The 16,210-nt window shown below is 68.8% G+C and carries 18 protein-coding genes; 11 read left to right on the top strand and 7 right to left on the bottom strand.

Features of this window, described 5'->3' with window-relative positions:
- The first annotated feature begins 39 nt into the window (after positions 1 to 39).
- Positions 40 to 1,029, top strand: a complete 990-nt coding sequence (gene moaA, locus ABT115_RS00160) for a GTP 3',8-cyclase MoaA (protein WP_351781989.1) — start codon at positions 40 to 42, stop codon at positions 1,027 to 1,029.
- On the opposite strand, the gene ABT115_RS00155 is transcribed toward moaA, so the two are convergent.
- Together ABT115_RS00155 and ABT115_RS00150 are read right to left on the bottom strand one after the other, a co-directional pair.
- On the bottom strand, positions 1,026 to 1,283 hold the full coding sequence (locus tag ABT115_RS00155) for a hypothetical protein (protein WP_351781986.1): 258 nt from the start codon (positions 1,281 to 1,283) through the stop codon (positions 1,026 to 1,028). The two genes, moaA and ABT115_RS00155, sit on opposite strands and share 4 nt — an antisense overlap.
- Positions 1,284 to 1,528: 245 nt before the next feature.
- A complete protein-coding gene (locus ABT115_RS00150; protein WP_351781983.1) occupies positions 1,529 to 1,894 on the bottom strand; it encodes a DUF3099 domain-containing protein in 366 nt (121 codons plus the stop codon).
- Between the two features lie 249 nt (positions 1,895 to 2,143).
- On the opposite strand from ABT115_RS00150, the gene ABT115_RS00145 reads away from it, so the two are divergent.
- The gene (locus ABT115_RS00145; protein ID WP_351781980.1) at positions 2,144 to 2,419 is read left to right on the top strand and encodes a GlsB/YeaQ/YmgE family stress response membrane protein; all 276 of its coding nucleotides are present in this window, start codon (positions 2,144 to 2,146) and stop codon (positions 2,417 to 2,419) included.
- Between the two features lie 125 nt (positions 2,420 to 2,544).
- Here the strand turns inward: ABT115_RS00145 and tyrS are convergent, their stop codons facing one another.
- The 3 genes from tyrS to ABT115_RS00130 all read right to left on the bottom strand — a co-directional run bounded on the left by tyrS (position 2,545) and on the right by ABT115_RS00130 (position 6,851).
- The gene (gene tyrS, locus ABT115_RS00140) at positions 2,545 to 3,810 is read right to left on the bottom strand and encodes a tyrosine--tRNA ligase (protein WP_351781977.1); all 1,266 of its coding nucleotides are present in this window, start codon (positions 3,808 to 3,810) and stop codon (positions 2,545 to 2,547) included.
- Between the two features lie 126 nt (positions 3,811 to 3,936).
- On the bottom strand, positions 3,937 to 5,331 hold the full coding sequence (locus ABT115_RS00135; RefSeq protein ID WP_351781974.1) for a metallopeptidase TldD-related protein: 1,395 nt from the start codon (positions 5,329 to 5,331) through the stop codon (positions 3,937 to 3,939).
- Positions 5,328 to 6,851: a TldD/PmbA family protein gene (locus ABT115_RS00130; protein WP_351781972.1), complete on the bottom strand. Its 1,524-nt coding sequence runs from the start codon at positions 6,849 to 6,851 to the stop codon at positions 5,328 to 5,330. The genes ABT115_RS00135 and ABT115_RS00130 overlap by 4 nt, the downstream gene beginning before the upstream one ends.
- Positions 6,852 to 7,170: 319 nt before the next feature.
- Between ABT115_RS00130 and ABT115_RS00120 the strand changes: the two genes are divergently transcribed.
- The 5 genes from ABT115_RS00120 (at position 7,171) to ABT115_RS00100 (ending at position 11,185) form a co-directional block, all read left to right on the top strand.
- Positions 7,171 to 7,419, top strand: coding sequence for an ATP-binding protein (locus tag ABT115_RS00120; RefSeq protein WP_351781969.1), 249 nt, complete (start codon positions 7,171 to 7,173; stop codon positions 7,417 to 7,419).
- Positions 7,420 to 7,925: 506 nt separating this feature from the next.
- Positions 7,926 to 8,822, top strand: coding sequence for a helix-turn-helix transcriptional regulator (locus ABT115_RS00115; protein WP_351781966.1), 897 nt, complete (start codon positions 7,926 to 7,928; stop codon positions 8,820 to 8,822).
- 309 nt (positions 8,823 to 9,131) lie between these two features.
- Complete coding sequence (gene fabG / locus ABT115_RS00110; protein ID WP_351781963.1) at positions 9,132 to 9,851, top strand: 3-oxoacyl-[acyl-carrier-protein] reductase; 720 nt, start codon at positions 9,132 to 9,134, stop codon at positions 9,849 to 9,851.
- Between the two features lie 5 nt (positions 9,852 to 9,856).
- Positions 9,857 to 10,624, top strand: a complete 768-nt coding sequence (gene fabI, locus ABT115_RS00105; RefSeq protein ID WP_351781960.1) for an enoyl-ACP reductase FabI — start codon at positions 9,857 to 9,859, stop codon at positions 10,622 to 10,624.
- Positions 10,625 to 10,792: 168 nt separating this feature from the next.
- Positions 10,793 to 11,185: a hypothetical protein gene (locus tag ABT115_RS00100; RefSeq protein WP_351781958.1), complete on the top strand. Its 393-nt coding sequence runs from the start codon at positions 10,793 to 10,795 to the stop codon at positions 11,183 to 11,185.
- A 38-nt stretch (positions 11,186 to 11,223) separates the two neighbouring features.
- Here ABT115_RS00100 and ABT115_RS00095 read toward each other — a convergent pair whose 3' ends face one another.
- Positions 11,224 to 11,889, bottom strand: a complete 666-nt coding sequence (locus ABT115_RS00095; protein ID WP_351781955.1) for a FadR/GntR family transcriptional regulator — start codon at positions 11,887 to 11,889, stop codon at positions 11,224 to 11,226.
- 120 nt (positions 11,890 to 12,009) lie between these two features.
- Here ABT115_RS00095 and ABT115_RS00090 point away from each other — a divergent pair, with 120 nt between their 5' ends.
- The 4 genes from ABT115_RS00090 (at position 12,010) to ABT115_RS00075 (ending at position 14,383) form a co-directional block, all read left to right on the top strand.
- Positions 12,010 to 13,311: a CynX/NimT family MFS transporter gene (locus tag ABT115_RS00090; RefSeq protein ID WP_351781953.1), complete on the top strand. Its 1,302-nt coding sequence runs from the start codon at positions 12,010 to 12,012 to the stop codon at positions 13,309 to 13,311.
- Positions 13,312 to 13,337: 26 nt separating this feature from the next.
- Positions 13,338 to 13,448, top strand: coding sequence for an SGM_5486 family transporter-associated protein (locus ABT115_RS00085; protein WP_351782994.1), 111 nt, complete (start codon positions 13,338 to 13,340; stop codon positions 13,446 to 13,448).
- Between the two features lie 135 nt (positions 13,449 to 13,583).
- On the top strand, positions 13,584 to 13,790 hold the full coding sequence (locus ABT115_RS00080; protein WP_351781950.1) for a hypothetical protein: 207 nt from the start codon (positions 13,584 to 13,586) through the stop codon (positions 13,788 to 13,790).
- A gap of 74 nt (positions 13,791 to 13,864) precedes the next feature.
- Positions 13,865 to 14,383, top strand: coding sequence for a SixA phosphatase family protein (locus ABT115_RS00075; RefSeq protein WP_351781947.1), 519 nt, complete (start codon positions 13,865 to 13,867; stop codon positions 14,381 to 14,383).
- 270 nt (positions 14,384 to 14,653) lie between these two features.
- On the opposite strand, the gene serB is transcribed toward ABT115_RS00075, so the two are convergent.
- Positions 14,654 to 15,910, bottom strand: a complete 1,257-nt coding sequence (serB, locus tag ABT115_RS00070) for a phosphoserine phosphatase SerB (RefSeq protein ID WP_351781944.1) — start codon at positions 15,908 to 15,910, stop codon at positions 14,654 to 14,656.
- Between the last annotated feature and the right edge of the window lie 300 nt (positions 15,911 to 16,210).

Here is a 16,210-nt window from a genome sequence, read left to right as displayed (position 1 = left end):
AGATCCGCAGCAGGGAAGTTGCTGAGGGAGGGGGCGTACATGCTCATCGACACTTACGACCGGGTCGCCACCGACCTGCGTGTCTCACTGACCGATCGGTGCAATCTGCGGTGCACGTACTGCATGCCGGAAGAAGGCCTGCAATGGCTGGCCAAGCCCGACCTGCTCAGTGACGAAGAGATCGTCCGGCTGGTCCGTATTGCCGTCACCCGGCTCGGCATCACCGAGGTCCGTTTCACCGGCGGTGAGCCGCTGCTGCGCCCCGGGCTCGTCTCCATCGTCGAGCAGTGTGCGGCCCTGAACCCGCGCCCCAAGATGTCGCTCACCACCAACGGCATCGGGCTGAAGCGCACAGCAGCCGCGCTCAAGGCCGCCTGCCTGGACCGGGTCAATGTCTCGCTGGACACCCTGCGCCCCGACGTCTTCAAGACACTCACCCGCCGTGACCGCCACCACGACGTACTGGCCGGCCTGGAAGCCGCCCGCCATGCCGGTCTCACCCCGGTCAAGGTCAACAGTGTCCTGATGCCGGGACTCAACGACGACGAGGCCCCCGACCTGCTCTCCTGGGCTGTCGAGCATGACTACGAGCTCCGCTTCATCGAGCAGATGCCGCTCGACGCGCAGCACGGCTGGAAGCGCGAAGGCATGATCACGGCAGGTGACATACTCCAGTCGCTGCGCACCCGCTTCGTCCTCACCGAGGAGGGCGAAGACGAGCGCGGCTCCGCCCCCGCAGAGCGCTGGCTCGTCGACGGCGGACCCCACCGTGTCGGTGTCATCGCCTCCGTCACCCGCCCTTTCTGCCGGGCCTGCGACCGGACCAGGCTCACCGCCGACGGCCAGGTGCGTACCTGCCTGTTCGCCCGCGAGGAGACCGATCTGCGTGGCGCCCTGCGCTCGGATGCGCCGGACGAGGAGATCGCCAGGATCTGGACGCTCGCGATGTGGGGAAAGAAAGCCGGATCCGGTCTGGACGACCCGTCCTTCCTGCAACCCGAGCGGCCGATGTCGGCGATCGGCGGCTAGGGCGTGTTCGAACCTGATTCGCCGGACTCCCACTCGGTCAGCGTCACGACATCCTTGAGGAAGCCCCGGACGTCCAGGAACGAGGAGAGATGCTCCCGATGATCCTCGCAGGCCAGCCAGGTCTTACGGCGCTCCGGGGTGTGCAGCTTCGGGTTGTTCCAAGCGAGCACCCATACGGCGTCGGCCCGGCAGCCCTTGGCGGAACAGATGGGTGCGGCGGCAGTGCTCTCGGCCGCGGATTCAGGGGAGTTCACGGGTCAACCCTAGGGTGTGTGCCGACCTAACGGGCCAGCCGCCTGACGCATCCCGTGCCGGAGAAAAAGCGACGCCGAGCAGCCACGGGGGGAGCTGCCCGGCGTCGGTCTGTCGCTCCGACGGGGGATGCGGAGCACCTTCGAAGTATGTCACGCAGACCGGGGTGCGGTGCACCGTACTTCATGATTGATCTGACGATTCCTTGAGCCTTGAGTGCAGCGCGGCCCCAACCGGGCATAGCTTCTTATGCCGATTCCTCACCGCGCTGTGCCCCGTCGGCCTCTGGACCGGATTCCGCAGAACCGGGCACGGGTGCCGCGTCGAGCGCCGGACGCATCGGCGCCGGGACGAAGGTCGAAGGAAGCGAAGGGTTGCTCTCCCGGCCCGCGTTGGCGATGACCACCGCCACGTACGGGAGCAGAACCCCGAGCACGAGCGCCACGATCGCGACATACCGCTCGACGTTCCACAGCACGGCGGCCAGGATCACCGAAACCGTCCGTACGGACATTGAGATCACATAGCGCCGCTGCCTGCCGCGCACATCATCCGCGAGCCCCTTCCGGGCCCCCGTGATCCGGAAGACCTCGACACCGTTCTGCTTGCGCATCACGTCTTCACCACCCTCACCCCAGCACCTCGCGGGCCGGGGGATACCTCATTCCCGCGCCGGACTCTCCCCGGACCGGACCGCATACACCGTACGCCCGGCGTGCGACGGCTTCGAGGCCGGGGCGCGCCGCATTCGTGCATATCGGCAGCCGTGCCGCGCGTACGGACGCGTCCGACATGCGGCGTGCGGCCCACGGGCCGAGACTGGGCGCACATGCGCGACATCGCGTCGCACCGAGGAGGCGACATGGGCTGGTTGTGGGCAATCATCGTCGGTCTGGTGCTCGGTCTGATCGCGAAGGCGATCCTGCCCGGCAAACAGCACATCCCACTCTGGCTGACGACGATCTTCGGCATAATCGGCAGCGTCCTCGGCAATACCGTCGCCACCTGGATCGGTGTCAACGAAACCAAGGGAATCGACTGGACGCGCCATCTGTTCCAGCTGATCGGTGCGGTGATCATCGTCGGTGTCGGCGACATGCTGTGGACCTCCCTCCGCGGCACCAGGCAGAAGGCCTGAGCAGGCACAAGGCCTGAGCCACAGACGGCCTAGACCGACAGACGGCCTAGGGCACCGACGGGCCACAACGCACCACGGCCGGACACGCGTGACGCGTGCCCGGCCGCAGTGCCGACGTCCAGGGATCAGCCGGTGACCTCGACGGCGGCGATGTTCTTCTTGCCCCGGCGCAGCACCAGCCAGCGTCCGTGCAGCAGATCCTCGCGGGCCGGGGCACTCTCGCCGTCCGTGACCTTGACGTTGTTCACGTACGCACCGCCCTCCTTCACCGTGCGGCGGGCGCCCGACTTGCTCGGCGCCAGGCCGACCTCCACCAGGAGGTCCACCAGCGGGCCGAGCTCGGTGACCTGTGCGTGGGGCACCTCGGACAGTGCGGCGCTCAGCGTTGCCTCGTCCAGCTCGCCGAGCTCACCCTGGCCGAAGAGCGCCTTCGACGCCGCGATGACCGCAGCGCACTGGTCGGCACCGTGCACCAGCGTCGTCAGCTCCTCGGCCAGCGCGCGCTGCGCCGTCCTGGCCTGCGGACGCTCCTCGGTGACCTTCTCCAGCTCCGCCAGCTCCGCGGGGCTCTGGAAGCTGAGGACGCGCATGTACCGGGAGATGTCCCGATCGTCCACGTTCAGCCAGAACTGGTAGAACGCGTACGGCGTCGTCATCGCCGGGTCGAGCCAGACGGCCCCGCCCTCGGACTTGCCAAACTTGGTCCCGTCCGCCTTCGTCATCAGCGGGGTCGCCAACGCGTGCACCTCGGCGCCGGGCTCCAGGCGGTGGATCAGGTCAAGACCCGCGGTGAGGTTGCCCCACTGGTCGCTGCCGCCCTGCTGGAGTGTGCAGCCGTAGCGCCGGTACAGCTCCAGGTAATCCATGCTCTGGAGCAGCTGGTAGCTGAACTCGGTGTAGCTGATGCCCTCGTCGGACTCCAGCCGCCGGGCGATGGAGTCCTTGGTCAGCATCTTGTTGACGCGGAAGTGCTTGCCGATGTCCCGGAGGAACTCGATCGCGGACATGCCCGAGGTCCAGTCCAGGTTGTTCACCATGACCGCCGCGTTCTCGCCCTCGAAGGACAGGAACGGCTCGATCTGGGACCGCAGCCGGGACACCCAGTTGGCGACCGTCTCCGGGTCGTTCAGCGTGCGCTCGGCGGTCGGCCTCGGGTCACCGATCTGACCGGTGGCCCCGCCCACCAGGGCGAGCGGCCGCAGACCGGCCTGCTGGAGCCGACGCATGGTGAGCACCTGCACCAGATGTCCGACGTGCAGACTCGCCGCGGTGGGGTCGTAGCCGCAATAGAACGTGACGGGACCGTCCGCGAGAGCCTTGCGCAGTGCGTCTTCATCAGTGGACTGAGCGAACAGCCCACGCCACTTCAGCTCGTCGACGATGTCCGTCACGGTTCCGTGTCTCCTCAGCTACGTGTATCGAAAGGCAACAGTCAGTCTAAGGGCTGCCCCGTAATCCCTGGTGGGCGCACGACGACAGCTGCGGCACCCCTCATCACGGGACAGCCCTTGGGCCGGTCACACGCCCAGGCTCACCGAGCTCATATTGAAGTCCGGGATCCGCAGCGCGGGCATGGCGGCCCGGGTGAACCAGTCGCCCCACTCGCGTGGCAGCGTCTTCTCCGTACGGCCCGCTTCCGTGGCCCGCGACAGCAGATCCACCGGCGACTCGTTGAACCGGAAGTTGTTCACCTCGCCGACGACTTCGCCGCCCTCGACGAGATACACCCCGTCGCGGGTCAGCCCGGTCAGCAGGAGTGTCGCCGGATCGACCTCCCGGATGTACCACATGCAGGTCAGCAGCAGCCCGCGGCCGGTCGTCGCGGCCACCATCTCCTCCAGGGACCGCTCGCCGCCGCCCTCCAGCACCAGGTTGTCGATCGCCGGTGCAACCGGCAGCCCGGTCAGCCCCGCCGTGTGCCGGGTGGTCGTCAGATGCTCCAGCCTGCCGTCCCGGATCCAGTCGGTCGACGTCAGCGGCAGACCGTTGTCGAACACGGAAGCGCCGTCCCCGGAGGCATGGGCGATCACGAACGGCGCCGACTCCAGGCCCGGTGCGTGCGGGTCGCTGCGCAGCGACAGCGGCAGCTCGGACAGGGTCTCGCCGATCCTCGTCCCGCCGCCCGGCTTGGAGAACACCGTCCGGCCCTCCGCGGCGTCCCGTGCCGTCGACGACCACAGCTGGTAGATCAGCAGATCGGCCACGGCGGTCGGCGGCAGCAGCGTCTCGTACCGCCCGGCGGGCAGCTCGATACGGCGCTCCGCCCAGCGCAGTCGCTGCGCCAGCTCCGCGTCGAGCTCGGCAGGGTCGACATCCTTGAAGTCACGCGTGGAGCGGCCCGCCCAGGTCGAACGGGTCCGGTCGGGGGACTTGGCGTTGAGCTCCAGCGTCCCGTTCGGTTGGTCGTGGCGCAGCCGCAGCCCCGTCGACGTACCGACGTACGTCGAGGTCAGCTGGTGGTGGGCGAAGCCGTACAGCTCACGGCCACCGGAGTGGGCACGGGCGAAGGCATCGCCGAGCGCCGGGGCGAACTCCGCGAAGACCTCCGAGCCTGTCTCGGCCGGCGCGTCGGTGAAGTCGGGCGACGCGAGGACCCCGCTGACCAGCGGCTGTGCGTCCTCCGCCGGACCGGCCCCGCGCGCGGCGGCCTCGGCGGCCCGTACCAGCGGTTCCAGATCGTCGGCGGTGACCGCGGACCGCGACACCACCCCGGACGCGGTGCCCTGCGCACCGTCGACGGTCGCGATGACGGTCAGGGTCCGCCCCCGCGTCACCCCGTTCGTCGTGAGCGCATTGCCTGCCCAGCGCAGATTCGCGGACGACTCCTCGTCGGCGATGACGACACAGCCGTCGGCGGCGGAGAGTTCGAGCGCCCGCTCGACGATCTCGTGCGGCTTGCTGACGCGGCTCATCGTCCGGCCTCCTGCGTCGTGTTAAGGATGTTCACGTCCCGGAAGAGGGCGGAGGGGCAGCCGTGCGAGACGGCCGCGACCTGACCCGGCTGGGCCTTGCCGCAGTTGAAGGCGCCGCCCAGGACATACGTCTGCGGACCGCCGACCTTCTCCATCGAGCCCCAGAAATCCGTCGTCGTGGCCTGGTACGCGACATCGCGCAGCTGCCCGGCCAGCCTGCCGTTCTTGATGCGGAAGAACCGCTGCCCGGTGAACTGGAAGTTGTAGCGCTGCATGTCGATCGACCAGGACCGGTCGCCGACCACATAGATCCCGCGCTCCACCCCGCCGATCAGATCCTCCGTGGACAGCCCGCCCGGATCCGGCTTCAGCGACACGTTCGCCATCCGCTGTACGGGGACATGGCCCGGCGAGTCCGCATACGCGCAGCCGTTGGAACGGCCCAGACCCGTCAGCTTCGCGATCCGCCGGTCCAGCTGGTACCCGACCAGCGTCCCGTCCTTGATCAGGTCCCAGGACTGCGCCTCGACACCCTCGTCGTCGTACCCGATGGTCGCGAGTCCGTGCTCGGCGGTGCGGTCGCCCGTCACATTCATCACGAGGGAGCCGTACGCCAGCTTTCCCAGCTGGTCGAAGGTGGCGAACGAGGTCCCGGCATACGCCGCCTCGTACCCCAGCGCCCGGTCCAGCTCGGTGGCGTGGCCGATCGACTCATGGATGGTCAGCCAGAGATTGGACGGGTCGACGACCAGGTCGTACGTCCCCGCCTCGACGCTCGGCGCCCGCATCTTCTCGGCCAGCAGCCCGGGGATCCGCTCCAGCTCGTCGTCCCAGTCCCAGCCGGTCCCGGTCAGGTACTCCCAGCCTCGGCCCACCGGCGGGGCGATCGTCCGCATCGAGTCGAACTCACCGGTGGTCCCGTCCACGGCGACCGCGGTGAACTGCGGATGCAGCCGCACCCGCTGCTGGGTAGTGACGGTGCCCGCTGTGTCCGCGTAGAACTTGTTCTCGTGGACGGTCATCAGCGAGGCATCCACATGCGCGACACCCTCGGCGCCCAGGAGCCGGCTGCTCCACTCGGCGAGCAGCCCCGCCTTCTCCTCGTTCGGTACGTCGAAAGGATCGATGTCGTACGCCGAGACCCAGGTCCGCTCACCGTGCACCGGCTCGTCCGCCAGCTCGACCTGCTCGTCGGACCCGGCCGCCGCGATCACCTGCGCCGACAGCTTCGCCATGGCGACGGCCTGAGAGGCCACCTTCGCCGCGGCGTCCATCGTCAGGTCCACGCCGGACGCGAACCCCCACGCCCCGCCGTGCACGACGCGCACCGCATACCCGAGATCGGTGGTGTCCGACGTCCCGGCGGGCCGGGCGTCCCGCAGCCGCCAGGACGCGCTGCGCACCCGCTCGAACCGGAAGTCGGCATGCGCGGCCCCCAGCGCGCGGGCGCGGGCGAGCGCCGCGTCGGCGAGGGCCCGCAGGGGGAGTGCCAGGAATGACTGATCTACCTCGTGGGCCACGAAGGGCTCCCCTCCTCTGATTGGTCCTGGCAGTGAATCACGAGCGGACCGTCATCGGTCGGCTACAGGTTTCCCGGGTTTCGACTGAGCCACACGGCAGTAGGCTGCCGGCACCCCGCACCTGACGGGCTTATCCCGCTCACCTGCAACGAGATCCAGCGACTGTTCATCACCTTGGTCGTCCGGCCCGTGCGAGAGGTAGCCCACCGGCTCGCCTGGTCCGGGAACAAAGCGCCGCCCACGGCTCCTCGGCGCGGGCGTCACCCCCGACCGGGTCGACTCCGCTCAGCTCGTCCTCTCCGAGCTGGACGGCAATGCAGTGCGCGCCTGCGGTGACTACGTCCCGCTGGTCGCCGAGGTCGAGTCGGCGCCCGCCGGGGTCTGGATCAGGCTCCACGACCCGGACCGGCACGGCTTCCCGCGTCGCAGCGGGGTGCAACTGGACGACCCCGCAACCGAGTCCGGTCGCGGTCTCCCGCTCACGGACCTGCTTGCGCCGGGCTGGGATGCCACGCCGACCCCTGTCGGCAAGCAGATCTGCGGCCTGGTCCGTCACGGCGGCGGCTGACGGCTGGTCGCACGCATCCTCAATTGCCGTATTGGCGTGCGATTTCGACGATTGTCAGTCCATCAGGGTAGTCTCCCGGTCACGCCGAGTTGACGGTCAACTTCGCAGACGGCGCCGTGCGTTGGGGAGATGGTGGATGGTCGGGCGCGAGTTGTCACCGGCGGATCACCAGGACAAGGAAATCCGTGCAGTTCTGAAGCGGCTCGTGGCCGGCGGCTGGACGTTGCACAAGGAAGGGCACTGGGGGCGGTTGTACTGCCCCTGTGCCGGAGGGGGCTGTCTCACCATCCCGGTACCGGGTACGGCGAAGGATCCGGGGCGTGCGGCGCGCCGGCTCGCGCGCCGCGCGAACCTCTGTCCGCTCCCCGAGGGTGACCCGCGCCGTTCCCCCGATGGGGGTGTTGTCGTTTGACAACGCATGGGAGCTGGGTAAGTCTGCCCTTGCAGGGGTGGCGCACCCTGGCGCGAGACTGGTGAGTGCACGCTCGAAGGGGGATGAGGGCGAGATGGAGTATGAGTTTCTCTTTGTCGTGGACGGCGTCAGCGTGGACGACGATCTGGCGGTCGGCGTCATTTTCGACGAGTTCGACGGGCTGCTCACCCACCACAGGGACAAACACCTGCTCGATCTGGCCGAGTCCGGGGACGGTGCCATCGACGCTGCTCATCGCCTGGTGGTCCGGCTCCGGAAGGCGCTTCCGCAGCTGAGGCTGCTGCGGCTGGACCCGGATCTGGTCGGGGTGTCCGACATCGCGGAGCGGACGGGCCGCAGCAGGCAGAACGTTCTGCAATGGGTGAACGGCGAGCGGCGCGCGGACGCCGGAGCGTTCCCCGATCCGGAGGGCACGGCCGGGCGCTCACTGATTTGGCGCTGGTCGGAGGTCAACGCCTGGCTGGCGCGCATCGGCGAGCAGGCCGGGGACGGGGGAGCGACCCGGGAGGAAGCCCTGTACATCGACTTCATGCTGCCGCGCTGGCAGCAGACACTGGCCGAGGGCCTGCCGATCGTGCGCTTCGTGAACAGCCAGGAGGACGAGCGCTCGAAGGACCGTTCCGGCGTGGCTCAGCTACTGGAAGGCACCCTCTCCGCACCCGGGCTGCTCGACATGATCTCTGCGTTCCCCCGGGCCGAACGGCAACGGATGACCGTGGTGTGCGCCGTGCTGCCCGACCGGCTGAGCGCCGTGGTCGAGCGCATCCGCTCGGACGATGCCGGAGTGGTGCTGGCCTTCCAGGGTGAGAAGAACGAACTGCATCTGATGCCCGTCGCCGCCCGAGACGTCCCAGGGGCGCGCCCTGTATCGGAACTGGGCCTGGGCGACGATGCGACAGTCGGTGATCTGCTCCTGGTCGTCGCGAACGGTGCCGTACAGCCGACCACCCCCCTCGCCCTCGTCGGCTGAACGCCGCAGCACGCCCCTGCGGGCCCAAGGAACGGAAGCTGTGCCCACCGCCTTCGACACGACCCTGCTTCCGACCGAGACCGACGCGTGGCGCACCCTGCTGGAGCTTCTCCTGGCCGACCGCGAAATGGGCGACCGTTGATCTCGTCCCACGCACGCGCCCGGGACGGCGGAATGAGGCCGGGCCGGTCACAACTGTAGGAACCCCACAGTGGCTCGCGGAAGGCGCTGTCAGGGGCCGATTCCCCGTGGGGCGGGTGGTACCGATAGATTTTTGAGGTACCAGACCGCTATCGAAAGGGTGATCCGTTGAGCCGCTCGGTTCTCGTCACCGGAGGAAACCGGGGCATCGGCCTCGCCATCGCCCGCGCTTTCGCCGGCAACGGCGACAAGGTCGCGATCACGTACCGCTCGGGCGAGCCCCCTCAGATCCTCACCGAGGCGGGCGTTCTGGCCGTCCGGTGCGACATCACGGACGCCGAACAGGTGGAGCAGGCCTACAAGGAGATCGAGGACCAGCACGGTCCCGTCGAGGTACTGGTCGCCAACGCCGGTATCACCAAGGACCAGTTGCTGATGCGGATGTCCGAGGAAGACTTCACGTCCGTACTCGACACCAACCTCACTGGCACCTTCCGGGTCGTCAAGCGCGCCAACCGCGGCATGCTGCGCGCCAAGAAGGGCCGCGTCGTCCTCATCTCCTCCGTCGTCGGGCTCCTCGGCTCGGCCGGGCAGGCTAACTACGCCGCCTCCAAGGCTGGTCTGGTCGGCTTCGCCCGGTCGCTGGCCCGTGAACTCGGCTCGCGGAACATCACCTTCAACGTCGTCGCACCCGGCTTCGTCGACACCGACATGACCCAGGTGCTCACTGAGGAGCAGCGCAAGGGCATCGTGTCCCAGGTGCCGCTCGGCCGCTACGCGCGGCCCGAGGAGATCGCCGCGGCAGTGCGCTTCCTCGCCTCCGACGACGCGTCGTACATCACTGGAGCCGTCATTCCCGTTGACGGCGGATTGGGCATGGGTCACTGATCACCATGATCGGAATTCTCGACGGCAAGCGCATCCTCATCACCGGTGTGCTGATGGAGTCGTCCATCGCCTTCCACACCGCCAAGGTGGCCCAGGAGCAGGGTGCCGAAGTCATCCTGACCGCCTTTCCCCGGCCCACACTGACGGAGCGCATCGCCAAAAAGCTGCCGAAGCCGGCCAAGGTCATCGAGCTGGACGTGACCAACGCCGAGCACCTGGACCGCCTCGCCGGTCTGGTCCGTGACGAGCTCGGTTCGCTCGACGGTGTCGTTCACTCCATCGGCTTCGCGCCCCAGGACGCGCTCGGCGGCAACTTCCTGAACACCCCGTTCGAGTCCGTCTCCACCGCGATGCACGTCTCGGCGTTCTCGCTGAAGTCGCTTGCCATGGCCTGCAAGCCGCTGATGAGCGAGGGCGGCTCGATCGTCGGCCTCACCTTCGACGCGCAGTACGCCTGGCCGCAGTACGACTGGATGGGCCCGGCCAAGGCCGCGCTGGAGGCCACCTCCCGCTACCTCGCCCGTGACCTGGGCAAGGATGACATCCGCTGCAACCTGATCTCGGCCGGACCGATCGGCTCCATGGCCGCGAAGTCCATCCCGGGCTTCTCCGAGCTCGCGGACGTGTGGAACACCCGCTCCCCGCTGACCTGGAACATGGCGGACCCGGAGCCGGCCGGCCGCGGCGTCGTCGCCCTGCTCTCGGACTTCTTCCCGAAGACCACGGGCGAGATCATCCACGTCGACGGCGGCGTGCACATGATGGGCGCCTGATCCCGTACGACAGACTGTGAAACGGCCGCATACTGCCTCTGAACAGGCGGTATGCGGCCGTCGTACGTCTGCGCCCGGCCGTGACCCGCTCAAGTCGAAAAGCTGGTCGATCCACCGCAGAATGTGGTGGAACCGGACTTTTGGTCAGGCTGCGGGGAGGAGGTCGCTGTGCGCTCCACACATCGCCGAACCTGGGCGCTGCTGGCGGCTTCCATAGCCGCCGCCGCACTTCTCGCCCCCGTAGGCATATTCGTGGTGGGGCGGGCAGGAGCCGGGGCGTCCGCGCCCGTCGCTCCGAGCCCCGACCCCGCCGGATCCGAATGCCGTACGTCGGTCCGGGGCTCCCGGGTCGTCGCCTACTGCCACAACCCGTACCCCTCCACCGACCGCGTGCAGCTGCACACCGAATGCCGCCGCTGGTGGGACATAGACGCGGACGCCACCCCGGTCGACGTGGGACCGGGCCGGACCGTGCGGCTCGACGACCGTTGCTGGAAGGAGGTCGGCTCCGTCTGGATCACACACCGGGTGCAGGACACGCTCCAGCGCCGTCCGGCCTAGTGCCGCGACCGGCAAGGTTTGCCACGTCGCGGCGGTAGCTACCGGTCGCAGCTCAGCGCATGACTCGCCGCCTCGGCCGCCGCCGCCTCCGCGTCCCCCGCCCGGATCGCCTCGACCAGCCGGCTGTGGTCCATGTGATTCTCCGGCCGCAGCTCCTGACCGATGTCGCCCCTGAGATAGTCGCGCAGCAGATCGCCCAGGTCGGCGTAGAGACCGGTCAGTACGTCGTTGTGCGAGGCCGCGACCACGGCCAGATGCAGCGTCGCGTCCGCCGCGACGAATGCCTCGGCGTCACCCGCGGCCCAGGTCTCCTCCCGGCGCGCCATGAGCGCGTCCAACTGTTTCAGATCCCGCTCGGTGCGCCGGGCAGCGGCCAGCCGCGCCGCCGACGACTCCAGGGTGGAGCGCAGCTCGGCGACATGGCGCGGATCGGCGGAGGCGAAGCGGCGGTGCATCACCCCGGCCAGTTCGCTGGTGGCCACGACATAGGTGCCCGAGCCCTGCCGGATGTCGAGCAGCCCGTTGTGCGCGAGCGCGCGCACGGCCTCGCGGACGGTGTTACGGGCCACACCCAGCTGCTCCACCAGCTCGGGCTCGGTGGGAATCCGTGAACCCACGGGCCACTCGCCCGAGGTGATCTGATTCCTCAGCTGGGCAATCACCTGGTCGGCGAGTGCCGAACGCCGCGGAGACGTCAGCGCCATGGTGCTCCTTGCTCGGTTGCTGGGGGACAGGGGGGGTGCTCTGCTTACAGCGAATGGTCTCAGAAGGGTCCCCGAAGGAGATTGGACAATCAATCATCCCATGATTCTATGATGGACCTCATGCCCGACGATGAGACCCTGCCCCTGAGTCCCGCCACCACGGCGGACACCCTCACGAAAACCCCGACCCCGCAAGCCTCACAGGGCCAGCAGGCGGCACCGGCCGCCGCCGGGCCTTCCCCATGGCTGCTGCGGCTGGTCACCATGGGGCTCGTCCTCGCTGCGCTCAATCTCCGCCCCGCCGTCACCAGCCTCGGCGCCCTCCTCGAAGAGGTGCAGGACGGGCTGCACATGAGTGACAGCGTCGCCGGAGTTCTCACCTCCGTACCGCCGCTCTGCTTCGCGGTCTTCGGCATCATGGCGCCCCGCCTCGCCCGCCGCTTCGGCCCGGGCGCGGTCGTCTGCGCCGGCATGCTCGCCATCACGGCCGGTCTGGTGATCCGGCCCCTCGTCGGCAGCACTGCCGGATTCCTCGCCGCGAGCGCCCTCGCCCTCATGGGCATCGCCGTCAGCAATGTCCTGATGCCGGTGATCGTCAAGCGCTGGTTCCCGGACCGCGTCGGCTCCATGACCGGGCTCTACTCGATGGCCCTGGCCCTCGGCACCTCGCTCGCCGCCGCCGTGACCGTTCCTATGACCAGTGCCCTGGGCGGCAGCTGGCGGGCGGGTCTCGGCATCTGGGCGGTGCTCGCTGCCGCCGCGGTCGTGCCCTGGATCCCGCTGGTCCGGGACCGGCACGGTGCCTCCGGGCAGCCCGCCGCACACCACCAGGACTCCCCGACGCTCAGGATCACCCGCAGCCGTACCGCCTGGGGCCTCGCCTGCTTCTTCGGCCTGCAGTCCACCGCTGCCTACATCACCATGGGATGGATGCCGCAGATCTACCGCGACGCGGGGGTCTCGGCCGGTACGGCGGGCGTACTGCTGGCCGTGACCATGGCGATGGGCGTCCCGCTCGCCTTCGTCATCCCCCGGGTCGCCACCCGTATGAAGAACCAGGGCCCGATCGTCGTCGCCCTGGGCAGCTGCGGCCTCATCGGATACGCGGGCCTCTACCTCGCGCCGGCCGACGGGGCCTGGGCCTGGGCGCTGCTCCTCGGCATCTCGAACTGTGCCTTCCCGCTCGCCCTGACCATGATCGGCATGCGGTCCCGCAGCGGCGCAGGAGTGGTCCGGCTGTCCGCATTCGCGCAGTCCACCGGCTATCTGATCTCGATCCCCGGCCCGCTGCTCGTCGGCGTGCTCCACCAGCACAGCGGTGGCTGGGGGCTGCCGATCGCACTGATGGCTGGCCTCATGGTGCCGCAGATGGTGGCCGGAATCCTGGCCGGGCGGGACCGGACGATCGAGGACGAATGCTGAGATGCGAAACTGAGCTCATGTCTCCTGTGCTCGACCCGAATCCTCAGAACGGTCAGAAGAAGCTGCTCCTCGTGCTCGGGGCGATGCTGCTGGTCACCGTGATCATCGCGTTGATCGCCTCAGTGGCTTCCCCCTGAGCAGTGGCTTCCCCCTGAGCGCCACCATCCCCTAGGGGGCAGGGCCAGGGTCAAGTGGGTGGGTCACCGGATGGGGCCGACACCCCCGCATCCGTAGGTTCCGGGTATCACAACCGACGACCCACGGAGGCGGAGATGCCGGCCCGTACGCACACCCGGTCCACCCACCCGGCTTCGGGCAGCGTCGAGTTCCGGCTGCCGTGGTGGGCCGTCGCGCTGCCCGCGATCGCGTTCGTCGCGCTCCTGCTGTTGATCGTGGGATCCGGCGAGGCGCACGCGGCGACGACCGACCCCGCGGTCGGCCGGTTGCTTGAGCGAATCATGGCCCTGATGGCTCGCTGACGGTGCCCACGTGCACCGCAGGAGCCCTTCAACACCCTGCGCCGGGCGGCACGTTTCGTGCGAAGCTGAGGTGTATGAGCGTCGATACACCTCGTAGGATTGTCCTTCTCAGGCATGCAAAGGCGGAATGGTCGCAGGATTCCGACCATGAGCGGCCGCTCGCGGAGCGCGGCCGCAAGGATGCCCCCGTCGCAGGCCGCAAACTCGTCGACTCCGGGATCGTCCTCGATCTGGCCCTCTGCTCGACCGCTGTCAGGACACGCGAGACGTGGAAGCTGGCGGTCCACGAGATGCCGCAGCGTCCCAGGACCGTGTACGAGGAGCGACTGTACGAGGCTTCTCCCGGCGAACTGATCGCTCTGATCAATGAGACCCCCGACGATGTGCACGACCTTCTGCTCATCGGCCACAACCCCGGTATGCACGCCGTCGCCGACGCCCTCTCGGAATCGGCCGAGGGCGACACCCTGGCCCGGATGAACCGCGGCGGCTTCCCGACCGCCGCCTTCGCCGTCGTCGAGTTCTCCGGCTCCTGGAAGGGCGTGGAGCACGGAGTGGGCAAGCTGATCGAGTACTGGACGCCCAACGACTGATCCCGCTGTCGTACGGACAGGGAAAGGGCCCGGGTGCGGAAACCACCGGGGCCCTGCCCGTACGCGGGTACGTCTCAGAGCCTGCCGGGTGACCTCCGACCGGGCGGCCACGCCCTGGCACGCACGCTTCCCGCGTTGTCGTCAGTCACCAACTCCCCCATAGCCTTGAAGGCATGGGGGGACCCCCTTCGCGTTGACTCCCTCCTCCGCCTTGGAATCGCACGCACCAGACCGCGTCCGCTATCCGATCGGAGGTCACCCGGCAGGCTCTCAGTCGACGAGACCGTCGGCGGCCTCGACCTCCTCGCGGGTGATACCGAGCAGATACAGCACGGTGTCCAGGAACGGTACGTTCACCGCGGTGTGCGCGGCTTTGCGGACCACAGGCTTGGCGTTGAAGGCCACCCCGAGCCCGGCGGTGTTCAGCATGTCGAGGTCGTTCGCACCGTCACCGATCGCGACGGTCTGCGCCAGCGGCACCCCGGCTTGCGCGGCGAAACTGCGCAGCAGCCGGGCCTTGCCGGCCCGGTCGACGATGTCGCCGACGACCCGTCCGGTGAGCTTTCCGTCGACCACTTCCAAGGTGTTGGCAGAGGCGAAGTCGAGCCCGAGCCGCTCCTTCAGGTCGTCGGTCACCTGGGTGAACCCACCCGAGACCACACCCACTTGGTAACCGAGCCGCTTCAGCGTACGGATCAGCGTGCGGGCACCCGGTGTCAGCCGCACCTCGGCGCGCACCTTGTCCACCACGGACGCATCGAGCCCCGCCAGCAGCGCCACCCGTGCGTGCAGCGACTGCTCGAAGTCGAGCTCGCCGCGCATCGCCTGCTCGGTCACCTCGGCGACCTTGTCCTCGCAGCCGGCGTGGGCAGCGAAGAGCTCGATGACCTCGTCCTGGATGAGCGTCGAGTCGACGTCCATGACGACCAGCCGCTGCGCCCGGCGGCTCAGCCCGGCCGATACGACCGCCACATCGACACCGATCCCGGCGGACTCCGTCGCCAGCGCCGTCCGCAGCTCCTCGGTCCCGGTGCCGGACACCGCGAACTCGACCGCCGTGACCGGGTACTTCGCGAGCCGGAAGATCCGGTCGATGTTCCCGCCGGTCGAGGTGATCGTGGCCGCTATGGCGGCGGTCGACTCCGCGGTCAACGGGTGCCCGAGCACCGTCACATGGGAACGTCCGTAGCCACGTGGCCGGTTGTCACCCGTACCGGAGATGATCTCGGCCTGCAGCTTCAGCGAATCGGCCCAGCTGTGCACGGTCGCCCGCAGGTCGCCCTCGGTGGTGCCGCCCGCGGTCGGGGCGGTGACCAGCGCGCACAGGACGATGCGGCCACGGGTGACGACCTGCTCGATGTCGACGACATCGACCGAGTAGGCGGCGAGGGTGTCGAAGAGCCCGGCAGTGATCCCGGGGCGGTCCTTCCCGAAGATCTTCACGAGAAGGGTGGGTGCGTCCGTGCCCTGACGGGACTCAAGGGGCTCAGGAGACGGAGGAGACTGAGGTGGCTGAGATGCGCTCATGGTGTTCCCACCGTATCGGTCCGCGTCATCGCACCGGAGGCCCGTCCCGAGGACCGGCCAGCGAGTCGTCCCCGTACCCCCGCCCGGATCACAGACAGCGTGACGGACGGCACGCACCCGGGCACGCTCGGCGACCGAGGCGGACGCGAGGTGTGACCGGGATGGTCCCGGGGCGGCCTGTTCGCTCACCGTCCGCACGCGCTCGTACGCGCTCACGGGACTTGCCGCTCCCCCAGCCCGTTTCTCCTGATCCGACGGCGCAACGGCGATAGTTTCAGGGGGTCTTCACCCTGCCCGACT

Source organism: Streptomyces sp. NPDC001832 (assembly GCF_040297265.1).
In the GTDB taxonomy this organism is placed as follows: Bacteria; Actinomycetota; Actinomycetes; order Streptomycetales; family Streptomycetaceae; genus Streptomyces.
The sequence above is the reverse complement of the archived record's forward strand: the minus strand, read 5'-3'. Positions and strand labels throughout refer to the sequence as shown.